This window comes from Lacinutrix iliipiscaria (assembly GCF_042686125.1).
GTDB lineage: Bacteria > Bacteroidota > Bacteroidia > Flavobacteriales > Flavobacteriaceae > Oceanihabitans > Oceanihabitans iliipiscarium.
In genome coordinates this window covers 112,015-128,456 of sequence record NZ_JBHUOV010000002.1, presented here as the reverse complement: position 1 = coordinate 128,456, position 16,442 = coordinate 112,015, and the positions used below count along the sequence as shown (strand labels likewise).

Genomic DNA, 16,442 nt, shown 5'->3' with positions numbered 1-16,442 from the left:
AACAGTTTTTTATTAGCATTTAGGTTCAAAAAATGTCAAAATTCCATTTTCATATGAAATTCCAAAAGGTATTTCTTCTAGTGTGCAACGAGGTTCAATAGTAAAACGGACTCTTCCAAACACTTTAAAATCTTCATCAGATTTTATCTTCAAAGTCTGTCTATAAGTTGTGTTTACTCGTACCCAATTTACCAGGCCATTTACAAAAGGATGGCTATCAAACTCTTCAACAGAAGGTGGTGTTTCTAAGATATCTCCATCAAAATCAAGATGTGTATAACTCCCAAGATCCATATAAAACTTGCCTTTAAAATCTTGTTTGGCATGCGGAGAAACAAAATGCGCACCATCATTTAATTCGATGTTAACGATTAAATCATAGGCATCATCTTTGCGTTTTTGTACATCAAACATTAGTTTATAAGGATCTGTAGTAAAGGGTCCTGTAGTCCTTTTATTTGCTATGTTTACGTTTTTTTGATCATTTGCTTCAACACTAGCAATCAGATTACTATTTGGGTTTTTATCTGAGCTACAACTCAGACTTAATAAGAGCACAAGGCTTAGAATACATGGTTTCATAGTTTATATTTTTAATGTTGATATAAAACTACCCGAAGCAATCTAAATAAATGTCAAAAGAATGTAAAAGAAGTGTCAATTTTTGCAAAGCAAAAGGATAGACTTTAGTTTATAGTGAATGCGAGGTTAAGATTAGATTGATTAAATTGCGTCATGTTTTTGGGTGTGCACTTTTAAAGTGAAATTTGATTAGTTTTCAATAACCAATTTTTGACCAACTCTAATTAATGCATTTCTATGAATAGCATTGGCTTTACAGAGTGAAGCAATAGATACATTGTTTCTTGCAGAAATTCTTGATAAAGTATCACCACGTTTGACAACATAAATTTTTGTTTGTTTTTGTAAACTTGCTAAAACGTCTTCTTCAGAACGCAATAAATTAATTTTACTTTGTCGTTTTGAGCTATGAGCATAAGGACGTGTCCATTTTTTAGTGACCCAAACCTCTTTAGACCTTATGGTATTGTCATTATTAAACGCAAATAAATACTCAGGATTTATAGAAATTCCTTTATAATTAATAACAAGATGTAAATGGCTTCCTCTTGCATTTCCAGAAACGCCACCTTTACCCAAATAAGCTCCTTTAGCTACAGTATCATTTTCTTTAACACCATATTTTGATAAGTGTGCATATGTCGTTTCAAGGCCATTAAAATGTCTTACAACGACTGTTCTTCCGTGTCCAGTATTATATCTTGCTAATCGAACAATACCATCAAACATACTATAAACACTGTCGCCAGTAACTAAATCAATATCAATGCCTTTATGTGCTCTGCCATGTCGCCATCCATAGCGAGACGTTATAACTTTATTTTTTCCGATAGGAGAGGCGTAACTTGTATCTTTAAATTGAAGTTGCAACGGAAATTCAACTTCAGCATCTTTATAAGGATTGTAAACTTTGTTGTCCCAATATTCAGCCTTAATATCTATTGCCACTACAGCAGAGTCTTCAACTTTATTACTTAGATTAGAATCAATGCTTTGAGGAGAAAATTCAAATTTAGAAAAATCTATTGTATGTAAATACTTATTCTTTTGTGCATAGGTACTTATGCTTAGTAGTATTAATGTAAAAGAAACTAATAATCTCATTAATTAATTGATGCTCATTTTTTTTGATTGCCGAATATAAATATTTTAAACGATAATTTATGTTAAGGTCGTGTTAGAAATTAACACTTAATATTTTTATTCCTTTTTGAATCTTATTTATCATGCCTAATGAACTGGAAGTTCTTTGCCATATTTTTTGTACATTTAAGTCTCCCTTAAATTAATGTTAGCAAATCATAATTATGACTTCGCTGTCATATCTAATATTAATCATCATTAAAATCAATACCAAATGGCATTACTATATCTAGGGAGTTGTGATTCTTCTAAGTACCCCAACGACAGAAAACTTTTTTTAAAACCTTATCATAAAGATGGGTTAATGAGTGGAAAAATCACCTTTCGTGATGACGATCGTACAACTTGGCGCTCATTTAGAAAAACGGAAGGGAACGATGTAGAACACTTACAACAATTTCTCAAAAATGCAGGTTTTTCAGCTAATAGAATGAACCTTGGTATTTTTGATTATGCCACACAAGCAGCGGTTCGTTTATTTCAAGAATATGTTCGTACTATTGATGAAGAAGGCGATTCTACAATGGTACCAGATGGGTTTGTAGGGAACAATACAATGAAGCATGTTAACCGTTGGATTGCTCAAAATAAGAGTTGCAGTTGGGGACCATCATCTGCAGCTGCGCCATCCCAAGAGTATAAAGATTGGTTTACATTATTACAAAAGGCGAAATCCTATTATAAATCAAATCCTGGACCGATTTTAAAACAGATCAATAACCTTAATCAGACCTATTCAACAAGAAAGATTGAAGATTGGAATTTTGACCAAAATGAAATACATCTTATAGGCATAAGACGCAATCAAGATCAGCCTGTACATGATCGTAAAAATGATGATATTTTTGTTTTATTGGTTAACGGACAAGTATTTAAATTTTGGGGATCAACAGACCCAAGTGTGCGTATGGCTGGACGAAAAGATGAACCCTTCTTAGTAGAAGGACAGCATCTTTACCGTTTTGGATGGCATAAGGTTTGGGTTGAAAAAAAGATTTACAGAGCAGCAAAACCTTTAGTGCCTGAAGGTGTTCTTGTACTGAGAGACTGGAATAATGATAACTCACTAACGTCAAAAGACTTAGATATGACAGACAGAAACGGCACACCTCTAGGTATCCGAGTAAATAATTCTATAAACATTCATTGGTCTGGTATTGGGAGCACTAACTTCTCAGCAGGATGTCAAGTCATATCAGGTAAAAGTTACATTAATAATCAATCTAAAGTTGTGGATTGTTCAGATTTCGCCTCTCGTAGTTATAGTGAGTTAACCACTTCAGCTAAAAAAACTAAAGGGGCTTATAATATGCTGGCAGATCTTGTTTTGTGTTATACAGAAGCAGGAGTTAATAGTTTAGTTTATACATTAGGACGTGAAGAATCTTTAGATATTGATGCTAATTTTGGGGCTAATTATGCAAGTAATAGTTTAGAAGCCATGACAAAAATTTAATTATGTATTAAAAAAAACTAAAAAAAATCAGGAGTTTTAAAGGTTGAATTGTTTTATACATATAACCAAAAAAAAGAAACATGAAAAAATTAGATTCAAACTACACTGTAGTTGAATGGTACATATTATTTTGTATTAAAGCCTATCAAAAAATTGATAGGCTTTTTTTTTGATGCCTTACAGTAGTAGGTAAGATAGTGTGTGTAGAATGCAGTATTGCGCAAAGATTTAAAAGGATTTACTTTAATTTTTTTTAAGTTTTTATACTTTTGTTTTCTCAAAACAATTCTTTGATTAACCAAAAATCTATAGCAGTATTGCCTTTTGTCAATATGAGTAGTCATATTGATAATGAATACTTTTGTGATGGTATTACAGAAGAAATTATTAATGCGCTTACTAAAGTAAAGGGCTTAAAAGTAACCTCTAGAACATCTTCATTTGCCTTTAAAAATAAAAATATTGATGTGCGTCACATCGGAAATGAATTGGGAGTTGCTACGGTTCTTGAAGGCAGTATTAGAATATTCAAAAAAAAAATTCGTATTACTGCTCAATTAATAAGAACAACAGATGGTTTTCATATTTGGTCTCAGAATTTTGATAGAAATTTAGAGGATGTTTTTGAACTTCAAGATGAAATAAGCCTTTGTATAGCAAATCTAATACGAGAAAATTTTGGTCACCTCGAAATACAAAAACATTTAGTTAATGAACCTACAAATAATATAAATGCCTATCAGTTATTTTTAAGAGGACGCTCACTTCAATTAAAATGGACTGCCGAAAACATTAAACTAGCCATATCATACTACAATAAAGCTATTGCTCTAGATAAAAACTACGCAAAAGCCTATTACGCAAATTTACAATGCTATGGTTTGTTAGCTATGTGGGGAGATATGCCTTATAAAGAAGCAATGGATTTAGCATTAAATAACTTTTTAATTGCTAAAGAAATAGATACTACGCTTCCAGAATATCCACTCTCATTTGTTGGGAAGTCTTTTTGGGGCGAATGGGATTTTAAAAACGCTTATGGGCATATTAACCAAGTATTAGAAATAAACCCAAATCATACAGATGGACTAGAAGCTATGTCTGAATTATTCATGGCATTAGGATTTTTTGATTATGCTACAATGTATGCTAATAAATTATTAGCTGTCGACCCATTATCTGCGAATAATCATTACACTTTGGCTCATATTTATTATTATCAAAAAAAGTTTAATAAAGCGCTTGAGAGTATAAATTATGCACTATATCTAAATCCAGAATTAGAGCTGGCACATCATTTACAATGTTATTGTTATATATGGTTAAATAGGCAAAAAGAGTTTGAAGACGCCATCATAGCTAAGCCAAATAATTATGAAAAAACACTGCTGTTCCAAGTTATTAATAATAAGGATACAACAATTCCAGTAGCATTCTTAGAAGAATGTTCAAACAATAACATCACAGAAAATAATTTAGCACCATACAACTTGTACATTCTAGCGAATTCAAAACATAAAGAATTAGCATTTTCGATGTTGCAGGACAAAGTAAACCAAAAACGCGGACAAATTATTAATTTTAGACAAGAGCCTTTTTTAATACCATTACGTAAATTAAAAGGCTTTTCTCAATTGCATCAATCAAATCTATTGCTTTCAGACATCAAGTTATCAATGCATAATGATAAAACGAAGACAAATACTTTAGATGCAGAACAATTAAAAGTATTGAAGGAAAAGCTTATAGCTTATTTTGAAGATGAAAAACCATACTTAAACCCTAAGCTTAACTTAATTAGTCTTGCTGAAGCCTTACAGCTTAATCCTAATAAAATTTCTTACCTTATCAATGAATCTTTTGGGGTCAATTTCAATGATTATATAAATAAGTTTAGATTGCTGCATTTTAAATCAATGGCTTTAAACCCTAAATTTAAACACCTCACTATTCTTGGCTTAGCCTACGATAGTGGTTTCAATTCTAAAACTGTTTTTAATACATTCTTCAAAAAAGAAACAGGGATGACACCAAGCAAATGGGTGAAATCACAAAATTAGAAGCGCTCTTTTATTAAATAAAGTTCCGAATTTCACATAAAGAGGTTCTAAATCATAATGTCGAACGATGCGTATGCCTATGGTATGCACTTTTGCATCATAATTTTTTATGAATCAAAAAACGACAATAATGATAACTTTAACCAAACAAATCACATGCTTAGCGCTAATTATTTTAAGTTTACTAACATCATGTACTAATAATGACGACGCAGCATCTAGTTCACCTTTACCACAGAACATCGTTACAACCGATGATTTATCATCGTATTTAGAGAACTTGGGTAACAGTATTGATGTTCCAGGTTTTTCAGTAAATGTTAGTTTAGGAAATAATAAAGTATTTCAAGAATCTTTTGGCTATGCAAACATTGCTAATCGAATCCCTTATACTAACCAGACTTTAAATAATTTGGCATCTGTAAGCAAAACTTTTGTTGGTGCAGCAACAGCAAAAGCAATCGCTCAAGGCTATTTTAATCTGGAGACTAATATTAACGATTTACTACCTATACCAATCATTAATCCTAAACAGCCAGGTTCTGATATTAAGATCAAGCATCTAGTCACTCATACTTCTGGAATTGTAGATGTTCCTTCAACATATATTGCAAGTAACTACTATATCTTACTAGGCGAAGATATTACAACGCCTTTGGCTAGTATTTTGGTAAACGATTTAGGTATCCAACAAATGGATCAAGTTGATTTAGAAGATTATGTGTCAGAAATTTTTGATGAAAATGGTGAACTCTACAGTTTAGACAACTATTTAGATGCAGCGCCTGGTGACACTTGGGCGTACTCAAATGATGCAGTAACATTGTTGGGTTACATTATTGAATATGTGTCTGGCCAATCTTTTGATGAGTATGTGGCAAATTATATTCTAAACCCTTTACAAATGACCAATTCTACCTTTGATGTAAATGCGGTTGATTTTCAGAATATGGCCACTCAATACTACGATGCGAATGCACCTTTCCCTAGATATGCAAATCATGGCTACGTAGAAGGGGGCTTATATAGCAATAGCGACGATATGAGTAATTATCTACTCGATATGATGAAAGGAGCCAGAGGTGAAGCATCTGTTTTATTCCCTAGCAACTATTACGATTTATTATTTACTGAACAATTAGCACATGGTGTTGTGCCTACTGGTTTTGCCGAAAATCATGGCTTGCTATGGTATATAAAAGAAGGGTCTTTAATACATGGGGGTAATAGTTTAGGGGTGTCAACACATATACAACTAAATCAAGACGGCACTTCAGGATTCTTCATTATATCTAATATGGATGGAACTTTTACAGGAAACGAATCAAAATGGGAAGAGCTTAAATCGTTAATTACTCAAGCCATACAAGAGTACATCTCTAATAATTAATATAAAAACAATCAAAAATCGAACAATTAAAAACAATTAAAATGAAAACACAAATTCACGAAAACAACTTACAAATCATTAAAAAACAAATCATGTCAAAAACTGCTTTTATAGCTTTAGTGTTCCTTTCTACACTCACGTTTGCTCAAAATAAAACAGATAATAACTTCAATCAACAAAAGGGGTTTCTTTTAGAAATAAGCCTTGGAGGTGGAATTATTAGTCTTGAAGATAGCGAGGAAATTCAAACTTTCGATAAAGCTCAAGGGGCTTTTGTTTTTCCAGATTTAAAGCTTGGTTATAGGTTAAATCAAAAACTAGCTTTAACTGCAGCAATGCCTGGAATGATATATGAATTTCAAGATAATGATAGGCATTTTGGCGGTTTCATACCTTCAGTACAATACTGGGTAAAAGAGAAATGGTGGATTCACGGAGGTATTGGTCTGGCTATCGATGGGCCTGCACTTTATGACATTAAAGATAATGTTAACGACGAGTGGAATTTTGGATGTGCTGTGATGGCAAGTACAGGGTATGAAATTTTGAAAAGAAAAAACATAACGTTAAACCTACAATCTAAAATCGTCTTAGGAAGAGCCTATTTAGATGGAGATATGCATAGAGATGCCATTTCATTAAGTGCTGGAATAGGAATCAATTGTCTGTAATTTTCATTGAGTAATATGAACACGAACAACTCACAAACCATTTTGCTTGCTGGAGCAACAGGATACTTAGGCGGCTATATTGCTAAGGCTTTAGTTGAAGAAAATATAAAAGCCAAGTTCATAGCGAGATCACCTGAAAAACTGGATTGTTTTAAAAGTAAAACGGTTAAAATAATTAAATCTGAAGTCACAAAACCAGAAACATTAAAAGGGGTTTGCAATGGCGTAACCACTGTAATTTCTACGGTTGGTATTACTAGACAAAAAGAGGGTTTAACCTATATGGATGTAGATTATCAAGCGAATCTAAATCTACTTAATGAAGCGAAAAAAGCAGGGGTTAAAAAGTTTATCTACGTGTCTGCTATTAATGGAAATAGATATCGACATCTTAAAATATTTGAAGCCAAAGAAAAATTTGTCGATGCATTAAAAAGCTCAGGACTAGATTTTACTGTAATTCGTCCTAATGGATTCTTTTCAGATATGAGAGACTTTTTAAACATGGCCAGAAAAGGAAAAATATACCTTTTCGGAAATGGCGAACAAAAGTTCAATCCAATACATGGCGAAGATCTAGCAATTGTTTGTTTACAAGCAATGCAAATAAACAATACTGAAATCACAGTTGGTGGCCCAGATATTTTAACCTTAAATGAAATAGGTGAGATGGCGCTGAATGCGCTTCAAAAACCAATAAAAATTATTCATTTACCCGATTGGTTAAGGAGATTGATAATTTGGACATTACGCACATTTACATCCTCTAAAACCTACGGACCTATAGAATTTTTTTTAACTTTAATGGCCGAAGATAATATAGCACCTAGGTTCGGAAATAATCGATTGTATCACTTCTTCAAAGACAATGCAGAAACTATAAGCCAATAAAATTGAAACCACTATTATATATTTTACTCTTTGTATCTAATCTTGTATTTGGACAAACCGACTCAATCACTCATAGAATTATTGATAAAATTAATCATTATTCTGAAAACCCTGTGCATAGTATGTTACTATACATAGACAATGAAACTAAAAATGTCATGTATAGTGAAGGCTTTGGACTGGTAGATAAAAAGGGAGATAGTGTTACAGCGCATAGCTCCTTTAAAATTGCGAGTAGTACAAAACTTTTTGTGTCAACAATTATACTTCAACTTCAGGAAGAAGCGAAACTCAACATAAATGATAAAGTATATCCTTACCTAAAGGATCTGGAATATCTTGATTTCGAAAACATCCATAACCTTGATGGTGTAAAATATGCAAAACATATTACAATCAAACAGCTTTTATCACATCGATCTGGACTTGCAGATCTATTTACCGATAGAGAAGAAGCTTTTTTTGGCATGCTCATGCAAAACCCAAAAAAGCAATATTCTCCAAAAGCACTTATGGCGCTATATTATCAATTCAACTTACATCGTGAGCCGCACTTTAAACCCGATGAAGCGTGGTACTATTCCGATATTAATTTTATTTTACTAGGATTAGTCATAGAGCAATTAGATATCAAGTCCCTATCACAATCCATAAGACATCGAATATTAGAACCCCTAAACATGCACCACACTTTTTTTGAGTTTTACGAAACACCAAAAGAGGAAGCAATCCAAGTAAACCAATATGTGGGCTCTATTAATTTTTCAGACCTCAACACCTCATTCGACTGGGCAGGTGGAGGGCTCGTATCTACAAATTTAGATTTAGCCATTTTTATAAAGGCCTTATTTAATTTCAAACTAATTAATAAGGACTCATTAACTAAAATGATAGATGTAAAAACCACAAAAGAAAATGAAAGCCGTTATGGGTTAGGCGTTTATGAGTTTATTGTTAATCAAAAGGTGTATTATGGGCATTTCGGATTTTACAACACCTTTGTTGGTTATTGTCCAGAAACTAAATCAACAATTTCTTATTGTATAAGCCAAGCAACACCAGATTTTAATACTCATAAATTGATAAGGCAAATACTAAATTTTGTAGAATAATAAAACGCTTCAAATGTCGTATCTTTTAAAGCGTCATAAAAATCACTGTTTTTTAGTTTTAAAACTATTCTAAAAAAACAAAAATACTTTGAATATAAAGAAGTAATTTTGCCTTTTTTTAAATTAAAAATCCCAATAGATGGATAACCTAATTACATTTTCAATTACAGTGTTTACGGCCTTTTTTGCCATAACAAATCCTATATCAAATATGACTGTTTTTGTGTCCTTAACACAAGGGGCAGATGTAAAAACAAAGCACGATATCAATAAGCGATCTAATTTTATCGCCTTTATCATTGTGGCGGTTTTTGTGCTTTTAGGAAAGTATATTTTCGAATTATTTAATATCAGTATTCCAGCCTTTAAAATCACAGGAGGAATCTTAATCTTTTTTATAGGGTTCGATATGCTGCAATCTAAGCAGTCCAATGTCAAAACCCTAGATAACGTACATATCGATGAAAACATTGCGGTATCTCCTTTGGCAATACCAATTTTAGCTGGCCCAGGAACCATTGTAACAGCAATGAATTTCGTATCTAATGTCGACACGGTTCATACCATTTTAGTCATTCTTATATTTGGGTCCATGAGCCTCATAACATATTTTACCTTCAAATTAAGTGACGTTATTGTAAGAGTAGTAGGTAATAATGTCATTTCTGTAATAGGAAAAATAATGGGTTTAATCATTGCAATTATCGGAACAGGAATGATTATTCAAGGCATCAAAATTTCGTTTAATTTAATGACGATATAAAAAGATCCTTGGTTTTTTTCCAGCCTAAACTAAAAAAGCAATAGAAAAACAAAAGACCAATAAGCTATTAATGCAAAAAGACATTCCACATATTGTATTTAATTCTCAAAAACCAGACAATAAGGGGATTGAAATATTAACCATTGAAAGTCTTTCTGTTAGAAAAAACGACATTGCTCATAATCCCGAAAAAGCACATCAATTAGCTTTTAATATGATTGTGTTTTATACCGAAGGAAAAAGCAAGCAGTTAGTAGACTTTGTGTGGCATGAAGTAAAGCAAAACACCATTATTCACTTATCTAAAGGACAAATTAATGCCTTTCAGTTTAACGAAGACCTAAAAGGATTCATCATACTGTTCACAGATGCCTATCTTAAAAAGCAGATAAACAATTTGCCAAAAAACGAATTAATAAGACTCTTTAATGCGCACTTGTTTTCGCCAATAATTCAGGTTCCTAAAGATGCCAATGTATCCAAATACATCCAGTTATTTTATCAAGAGTATTCAAATACAGCAGAAGACTATAATCAAGAAAACACTTATAGTGCCTTATATTCTATCATTTTTTCAAAATTAGAACGCCTAAAGCAATACCAAACAAATCATTTAAAAAGTTCCGATAAACTAAAGACATTTCTAGAGTTTAAATCGCTTTTAGAAAACAACCATACTAAAAGTAGAAATGCAGAGTTTTATGCCGATAAATTAAACATCACCTATAAACATCTTAACACTATTTGCAAAGACACCCTTGCAATAACGGCAAAACAGTTTATTGATGAATTTGTAGTTCTTGAAGCAAAACGCTTGCTTGTAAATTCAGAAATAAAAAGTACAGAATTAGCCTATGCCTTAGGATTTGAAGAACCAACTAATTTTGTGAAATACTTCAAAAAGCATACGGGATTTACCCCTAACACCTTCAAAAAAGACTACATCTAAGCATTTAGGTTCGATATTTACCAGTCTTACAACCATTTTCACCTTTAGCAAAGTGTATTGCTATAGTAATTTTGTCCTCAGAATTTAACTAACAATATAATTAGCAAAACATGAAACAAACACTTTTAGTAGCTTCACTAGTATTCATAGTAGGGGCTTGCAAATCAGAAAAAGGAGTAGAAAAGGAATCACAAATAAAAAAAGACACAAAAATGGAAGTATCAATTAAAGAAAAAACACTAGCAGTATTAAAAAGTATAGAAACCGGAGACCCACAAGGTGTAAGCTATATCAATGCAGCAAACTACACACAACACAATCTTGCAGTCGCAGATGGTCTAGAGGGGTTTGGGGCACTATTGTCTCAGGCACCAGAAGGCGGGTTTAAAGTTAATACCATACGCGCTTTTCAAGATGGCGATTATGGGTTTACACAAACAGAATACGACTTTTTCGGACCAAAAATTGGCTTTGATGTATTTAGATTCGAAAACGGACAAGTAGTAGAGCACTGGGATAACTTAATTGAAAAAAAAGCACCCAACCCAAGTGGTCGCACGCAAACAGATGGCACAACAACACTTACAGATATAGACAAAACCGAAGCGAATAAAACACTCGTTTCCAATTTTGTAAACGACGTCTTAGTGCAAGGTAAAATGGATAAAATAGCCAATTACTTTAAGGACGACAACTACATACAACACAACCCTAACATTGCAGACGGGCTATCTGGTTTAGGGCAGGCCTTAGAAGCAATGGCAAAACAAGGGGTTACAATGCAACTCGACACCGTTCATATAGTATTGGGGCAAGGTAATTTTGTACTAACAATAAGCGAAGGAACCTTTGCAGGACAGCCAACATCGTATTATGATTTATTCAGAGTCGAAGAGGGGAAAATAGCAGAACACTGGGATGTTATGGAAACCATTGCACCTAAAGGCGACAGAAAAAATACAAACGGAAAGTTTAACTTTCCTCAGTAATTTAACAAACGCCTTTGGTTTGATTAATAGCAGAAAAGGTTACCAATAGGTAGCCTTTTCATTTTAATAATAAAGAAACATTAAATATAAAAACACATGTCAGACGTTAGAACATGCCCAACTTGTGGCGCAAAAGCAAAATACAAATTAATAGAAGAAAAGGAAACCTACACAGCAGTTCAAGAGGAAGCGGTTTTTAAAAAAATCAGTCAGTTAAAAAAAGCAATAGACAAGTATAAATCAAAAGCCGAAGCTTTAGAAAAAGAAATACAAGCTATAAAATCTGATAAAAAATAAATCATAAAAACAGACTGTAAAATAAGAGCTTCACAGCCAGACAACCAAATAGAACCTCTAGTGTCCCTCGGAGATCAAGAAGTACTATAAACAAATTGTAATTCTTATGCCAAAGTCTCGCTTTTTTGCTCAACAACATAAACGCCCCAATCTGCAATAGACTGTATTATTGGTATTAATGTTTTACCAAAATCGGTTAACGAATACTCTACCTTTAAAGGAGGTTTAGAGGTATATACCTTTCTTTTAACAATGCCATCGTCTTCTAAAGTTTTTAATTGCAAGCTTAACGTGCGTTCTGTAACCGTTGGCATTTCTTTTCTTAATTCATTATAACGCAACGTTTTGTTAATTAGGTGGTATAGAATAACTGTTTTCCATTTTCCGCCTATAACTCCCATAGTTAAACTGGCACAACATGGGTATTCTTTTCCTTTATATTGATACATAATACAGTTAAAAAATTTAAGTATTCATAGTTTCTGTAAGTACAAAGATATACTACTATACTAAATTATACAACTATACTTTTTATAGTAAAATATTTTGAATGTAACAACTTGAAATACAATAAGTTAATAAATTAAGTTTATACTATCCTTTTTGACCGTTATTGTGAGAAATTAAAACTATATATACTTTTGTCACTATACTTTTGATAGTACAAACTATAAAACAATTAATCAGATAATAATATACAATCATGAACACACCAAACTTTGCAACAGAAGACATATTAAACGCATTTAACTATAGACATGCCACTAAAGAATTTGATGCCACAAAAACATTAACAGACGATCAAATTAGTTTTATTTTAAAAACAGCTAACTTATCACCAAGTTCTTTTGGTTTTGAACCGTGGCATTTTGTAGTTGTACAAGACAAAGAATTACGCGAACTATTAAAACCAGTAGCTTGGGGAGCACCTTTAAAGTTAGATACTGCAAGCCACTTTATTTTAGGTTTAGCCATGAAAGCACCTATGGTTAAACATGATGCAGAGTACATAGAGCATATGATGAAAGACGTTAAGCAATTACCAGAAGATGTAATAGACATGTATTCTAAATTTTATAGAGAATTTCAAGAGCGCGATTTTAATTTAGATTCGGATAAAAAATTATTCGATTGGTCTTCAAAACAAACATATATAGCTTTAGGGAATATGATGACTGATGCTGCTTTAACTGGCATAGATTCTTGTCCGATTGAAGGGTTTCATATAGAAAAAACGGAAGCCTTATTAAGAGAAAAATTTGGAGTAGATACTAATAAATATGGTATTTCATTTATGGCTGCATTTGGATACCGAAAAGCAGATCCAGAATTCCCAAAATCAAGACGCGCTTTTGAAGACATAGTAACTTGGAAATAACAAAACAATGAAAACATTTTTTACACTAGTAATAGGATTTGCAGTTAGCGTTAATGCAATTGCACAAACACCAACAACTGATAATACAAAATCAAAAAATGAAGTTGTTACCACAGACAAGATAGAATGGGGCTGGCTCAATCCACTTAGAGGCGATAAAAGTCCAGCAGCAGGAAAACTTTGGGGAGACCGAACAGAGACTTTAGCGTCTGGTTTTTTGGTGAAATTTAATAAAGGGTTTTCATCGCCACCACACATTCATAACGTTACTTATCGTGGTGTGGTTATTAAAGGTTTGTTGCATAATGACGATGAAAACGCAGAAGAACAATGGTTGCCAGCAGGATCTTTTTGGCAACAACCAGCAGGTGAGGCTCATATTACTGCAGCTTCTGGAGAAGAAAACTTAGCATATATTGAAATTCAAGAAGGACCATATTTAGTAAAACCTACAGTCAACGCTTTTGATAATGGTGAGCGTCCTGTTAATGTAGATGCTTCAAATTTAGTTTGGATAAATGCGAAGGATATGACTTGGGTTTCTAATGAAAGTAATGTGGAATCTACATTTTTATGGGGAAATCATCAAGACGGACAATTACGGGCGACGCTTGTAAAATTACCTGCAGGTTTTGAAGGAGCGATTAAAAACCTAAGTCCAAACTTCAGAGCAGTTATCATTCAAGGAACTATTGCACATCAAGTGTCTGATGCTAAAAATAGTGCCATTTTAGTAGCTGGAACTTATTTCGGTGCAGCTGAAAATTCTACTCATAAAATTACGGTAAAAAATGACCAAGAAGCACTTGTTTATATAAGAACTAATGGTGAGTTTGAAGTGACTTTAATAGAATAATTAATATTAATCGATAACCCTAAGTATTGATTAATAGCAGGAAGAAGTCACTTTGAATGGTGGCTTCTTCTATTTTAAATTCATATAATTATGACGTTCAAAACCATAAATAAAGCCTATAATAGCGTATTTAAACAAAACGAATTAAGTATTGGAGTAGTCGTGCCCATTGAAAGATATGCTACTGGTCCTGTGCCAAGAATGCAAGACCATGTAAAACGCGTACAGCAAGTAGAAAGTCTCGGTTTTAAATCCATTTGGATTCGAGATATACCACTTAATGTTCCAAGTTTTGGTGATGCAGGTCAAACCTTCGATCCGTTTACATATTTGGGCTTTTTGGCTGGCCAAACTTCAGAAATCGCCTTGGGAGTTTCTAGTATTGCATTGCCATTACATCATCCGCTAAATATTGCAAAATCAGCAACTAGTATTGATCAGTTATCTGGAGGAAGAATGCTCTTGGGTGTTGCTTCTGGTGATCGTTTTGACGAATATCCTGCCATGGGAATAGATTATGAAAAACGCGGTGAATTGTTTCGAGAATCATTTAACTACATTAGAAATGTACAAAGCGATTTTCCAACTTTTAAAACGAATAACTACGGAAGTTTTCAAGGACATGTTGATATGTTACCAAAACCTACAGCGCATAAAGTGCCGTTGTTAATGACAGGAAGTAGTCGACAATCTCTAGAATGGAATGCTAAAAATGCCGATGGTTGGATGAATTATCCAAGAGATTTATATAGTCAAAACAACACCATAAGGCAGTATAGAGAATTAGTAGCAGAAACATCTGAATGCGACAAACCCTTTATGCAACCGATGTATTTAGATTTATTGGAAGATGCAAACGCTAAACCACAACCCATCCAATTAGGCTTCCGATTAGGAATTAATTATTTAACCGATTATTTAGATAAATTACGAAGTATAGGTGTAAATCACTTAGCTTTAAATCTACGTTTTAATACAATGCATGTGGAAGATACTTTAGAACTCATTGCAAAAAACGTATTGCCAGAATTTCATAATAAAACACAAAAAACAGAACATCATGAATAAAACCATATTCATCACAGGAAGTACTGACGGAATAGGAAAACTAACCGCTTTAAAACTTGCTAAAGAAGGGCATCATATATATCTACATGGTAGAAATGAAGCTAAGTTAAACGAAGTCATTTCAGAATTAAAAGAAGCCTCAAACAACGAGAATATTAAAGGGTTTGTCGCTGATTTTTCAGATATCAATGCTGTAAAAGAACTCGCAGGACACATTATAAATGAAGTCCCTCAATTAGACCTTCTTATTAATAATGCTGGCATTTATAAAAGCCCTGTAGATAAAACTAAAAACGGTTTAGACATTCGAATGGCTGTTAATTATTTGGCGCCATTCGTTTTAACAGAAACGATCACTTCACTTCTAGAAAAAGGGAATCAACCCAGAATCATCAATTTAAGTTCTGCTGCACAATCTACCGTACAAGAAGGTGTCTTAACAGGTGATGCCACTGTAAACGCAAGTGAAAGCTATGCTCAAAGTAAGTTAGCCCTAACGATGTGGTCTTTTAATTTTGCCAAAAATCATCCAAACATTACTACCATTGCAGTAAATCCTGGTTCTCTTTTAAATACAAAAATGGTAAAAGAAGCGTATGGACAGCATTGGTCGCCAGCAGAGAAGGGTGCCGCTATTTTATATGACTTAGCGCTCTTAGAACGTCATAAAAATCAATCAGGCAGGTATTTTGACAATGATAAAGGAGTATATGCAAATGCACATCAAGATGCATATGATCATAAAAAAATTACAACGCTCCTTACTGCGACTCAAGAAATATTAAGCGCTAATGGGCTTTAAGTGCATATCTTTTGTTTTATAGTTTCAAATTACAA

17 protein-coding genes are annotated in these 16,442 nt (G+C 33.1%); 14 read left to right on the top strand and 3 right to left on the bottom strand.

Going from position 1 to position 16,442, the window contains the following annotated elements:
* Positions 1–12: 12 nt before the first annotated feature.
* The gene (locus tag ACFS5M_RS07670; protein ID WP_183487549.1) at positions 13–582 is read right to left on the bottom strand and encodes a hypothetical protein; all 570 of its coding nucleotides are present in this window, start codon (positions 580–582) and stop codon (positions 13–15) included.
* 189 nt (positions 583–771) lie between these two features.
* A complete protein-coding gene (locus tag ACFS5M_RS07665; protein ID WP_183487547.1) occupies positions 772–1,686 on the bottom strand; it encodes a peptidoglycan DD-metalloendopeptidase family protein in 915 nt (304 codons plus the stop codon).
* A 253-nt stretch (positions 1,687–1,939) separates the two neighbouring features.
* On the opposite strand from ACFS5M_RS07665, the gene ACFS5M_RS07660 reads away from it, so the two are divergent.
* The 10 genes from ACFS5M_RS07660 to ACFS5M_RS07615 all read left to right on the top strand — a co-directional run bounded on the left by ACFS5M_RS07660 (position 1,940) and on the right by ACFS5M_RS07615 (position 12,303).
* Positions 1,940–3,181, top strand: a complete 1,242-nt coding sequence (locus ACFS5M_RS07660; protein WP_183487545.1) for a peptidoglycan-binding domain-containing protein — start codon at positions 1,940–1,942, stop codon at positions 3,179–3,181.
* Between the two features lie 290 nt (positions 3,182–3,471).
* Positions 3,472–5,241, top strand: coding sequence for a helix-turn-helix domain-containing protein (locus ACFS5M_RS07655; protein WP_379898453.1), 1,770 nt, complete (start codon positions 3,472–3,474; stop codon positions 5,239–5,241).
* Between the two features lie 130 nt (positions 5,242–5,371).
* A complete protein-coding gene (locus ACFS5M_RS07650; protein ID WP_183487543.1) occupies positions 5,372–6,631 on the top strand; it encodes a serine hydrolase domain-containing protein in 1,260 nt (419 codons plus the stop codon).
* A 41-nt stretch (positions 6,632–6,672) separates the two neighbouring features.
* A complete protein-coding gene (locus ACFS5M_RS07645) occupies positions 6,673–7,302 on the top strand; it encodes a hypothetical protein (protein ID WP_183487541.1) in 630 nt (209 codons plus the stop codon).
* A 15-nt stretch (positions 7,303–7,317) separates the two neighbouring features.
* Entirely contained in the window at positions 7,318–8,193 is an 876-nt protein-coding gene (locus ACFS5M_RS07640; RefSeq protein WP_183487539.1) for an SDR family oxidoreductase, read from the top strand.
* Between the two features lie 2 nt (positions 8,194–8,195).
* Positions 8,196–9,305, top strand: coding sequence for a serine hydrolase domain-containing protein (locus tag ACFS5M_RS07635; RefSeq protein ID WP_183487537.1), 1,110 nt, complete (start codon positions 8,196–8,198; stop codon positions 9,303–9,305).
* A gap of 139 nt (positions 9,306–9,444) precedes the next feature.
* Positions 9,445–10,068, top strand: coding sequence for a MarC family protein (locus tag ACFS5M_RS07630; protein ID WP_183487535.1), 624 nt, complete (start codon positions 9,445–9,447; stop codon positions 10,066–10,068).
* A 70-nt stretch (positions 10,069–10,138) separates the two neighbouring features.
* Complete coding sequence (locus ACFS5M_RS07625) at positions 10,139–11,017, top strand: helix-turn-helix domain-containing protein (protein ID WP_183487533.1); 879 nt, start codon at positions 10,139–10,141, stop codon at positions 11,015–11,017.
* Positions 11,018–11,127: 110 nt separating this feature from the next.
* Complete coding sequence (locus ACFS5M_RS07620; RefSeq protein ID WP_183487531.1) at positions 11,128–12,006, top strand: nuclear transport factor 2 family protein; 879 nt, start codon at positions 11,128–11,130, stop codon at positions 12,004–12,006.
* Positions 12,007–12,102: 96 nt separating this feature from the next.
* The gene (locus ACFS5M_RS07615) at positions 12,103–12,303 is read left to right on the top strand and encodes a hypothetical protein (protein ID WP_183487529.1); all 201 of its coding nucleotides are present in this window, start codon (positions 12,103–12,105) and stop codon (positions 12,301–12,303) included.
* 104 nt (positions 12,304–12,407) lie between these two features.
* Here ACFS5M_RS07615 and ACFS5M_RS07610 read toward each other — a convergent pair whose 3' ends face one another.
* Positions 12,408–12,752 carry a winged helix-turn-helix transcriptional regulator gene (locus ACFS5M_RS07610; protein WP_183487527.1) on the bottom strand — a complete coding sequence of 115 codons (345 nt, stop codon included), beginning with the start codon at positions 12,750–12,752 and terminating at the stop codon, positions 12,408–12,410.
* Positions 12,753–13,006: 254 nt separating this feature from the next.
* Here ACFS5M_RS07610 and ACFS5M_RS07605 point away from each other — a divergent pair, with 254 nt between their 5' ends.
* The 4 genes from ACFS5M_RS07605 to ACFS5M_RS07590 all read left to right on the top strand — a co-directional run bounded on the left by ACFS5M_RS07605 (position 13,007) and on the right by ACFS5M_RS07590 (position 16,407).
* Positions 13,007–13,681, top strand: a complete 675-nt coding sequence (locus ACFS5M_RS07605) for an NAD(P)H-dependent oxidoreductase (protein ID WP_183487525.1) — start codon at positions 13,007–13,009, stop codon at positions 13,679–13,681.
* Positions 13,682–13,688: 7 nt separating this feature from the next.
* Positions 13,689–14,537 (top strand): DUF4437 domain-containing protein, encoded by an 849-nt coding sequence (locus tag ACFS5M_RS07600; RefSeq protein ID WP_183487523.1) that lies wholly within the window; start codon positions 13,689–13,691, stop codon positions 14,535–14,537.
* A 90-nt stretch (positions 14,538–14,627) separates the two neighbouring features.
* The gene (locus ACFS5M_RS07595; RefSeq protein WP_183487521.1) at positions 14,628–15,605 is read left to right on the top strand and encodes an LLM class oxidoreductase; all 978 of its coding nucleotides are present in this window, start codon (positions 14,628–14,630) and stop codon (positions 15,603–15,605) included.
* Positions 15,598–16,407: an SDR family NAD(P)-dependent oxidoreductase gene (locus ACFS5M_RS07590; RefSeq protein WP_183487519.1), complete on the top strand. Its 810-nt coding sequence runs from the start codon at positions 15,598–15,600 to the stop codon at positions 16,405–16,407. The genes ACFS5M_RS07595 and ACFS5M_RS07590 overlap by 8 nt, the downstream gene beginning before the upstream one ends.
* The last annotated feature ends 35 nt before the right edge of the window (positions 16,408–16,442 follow it).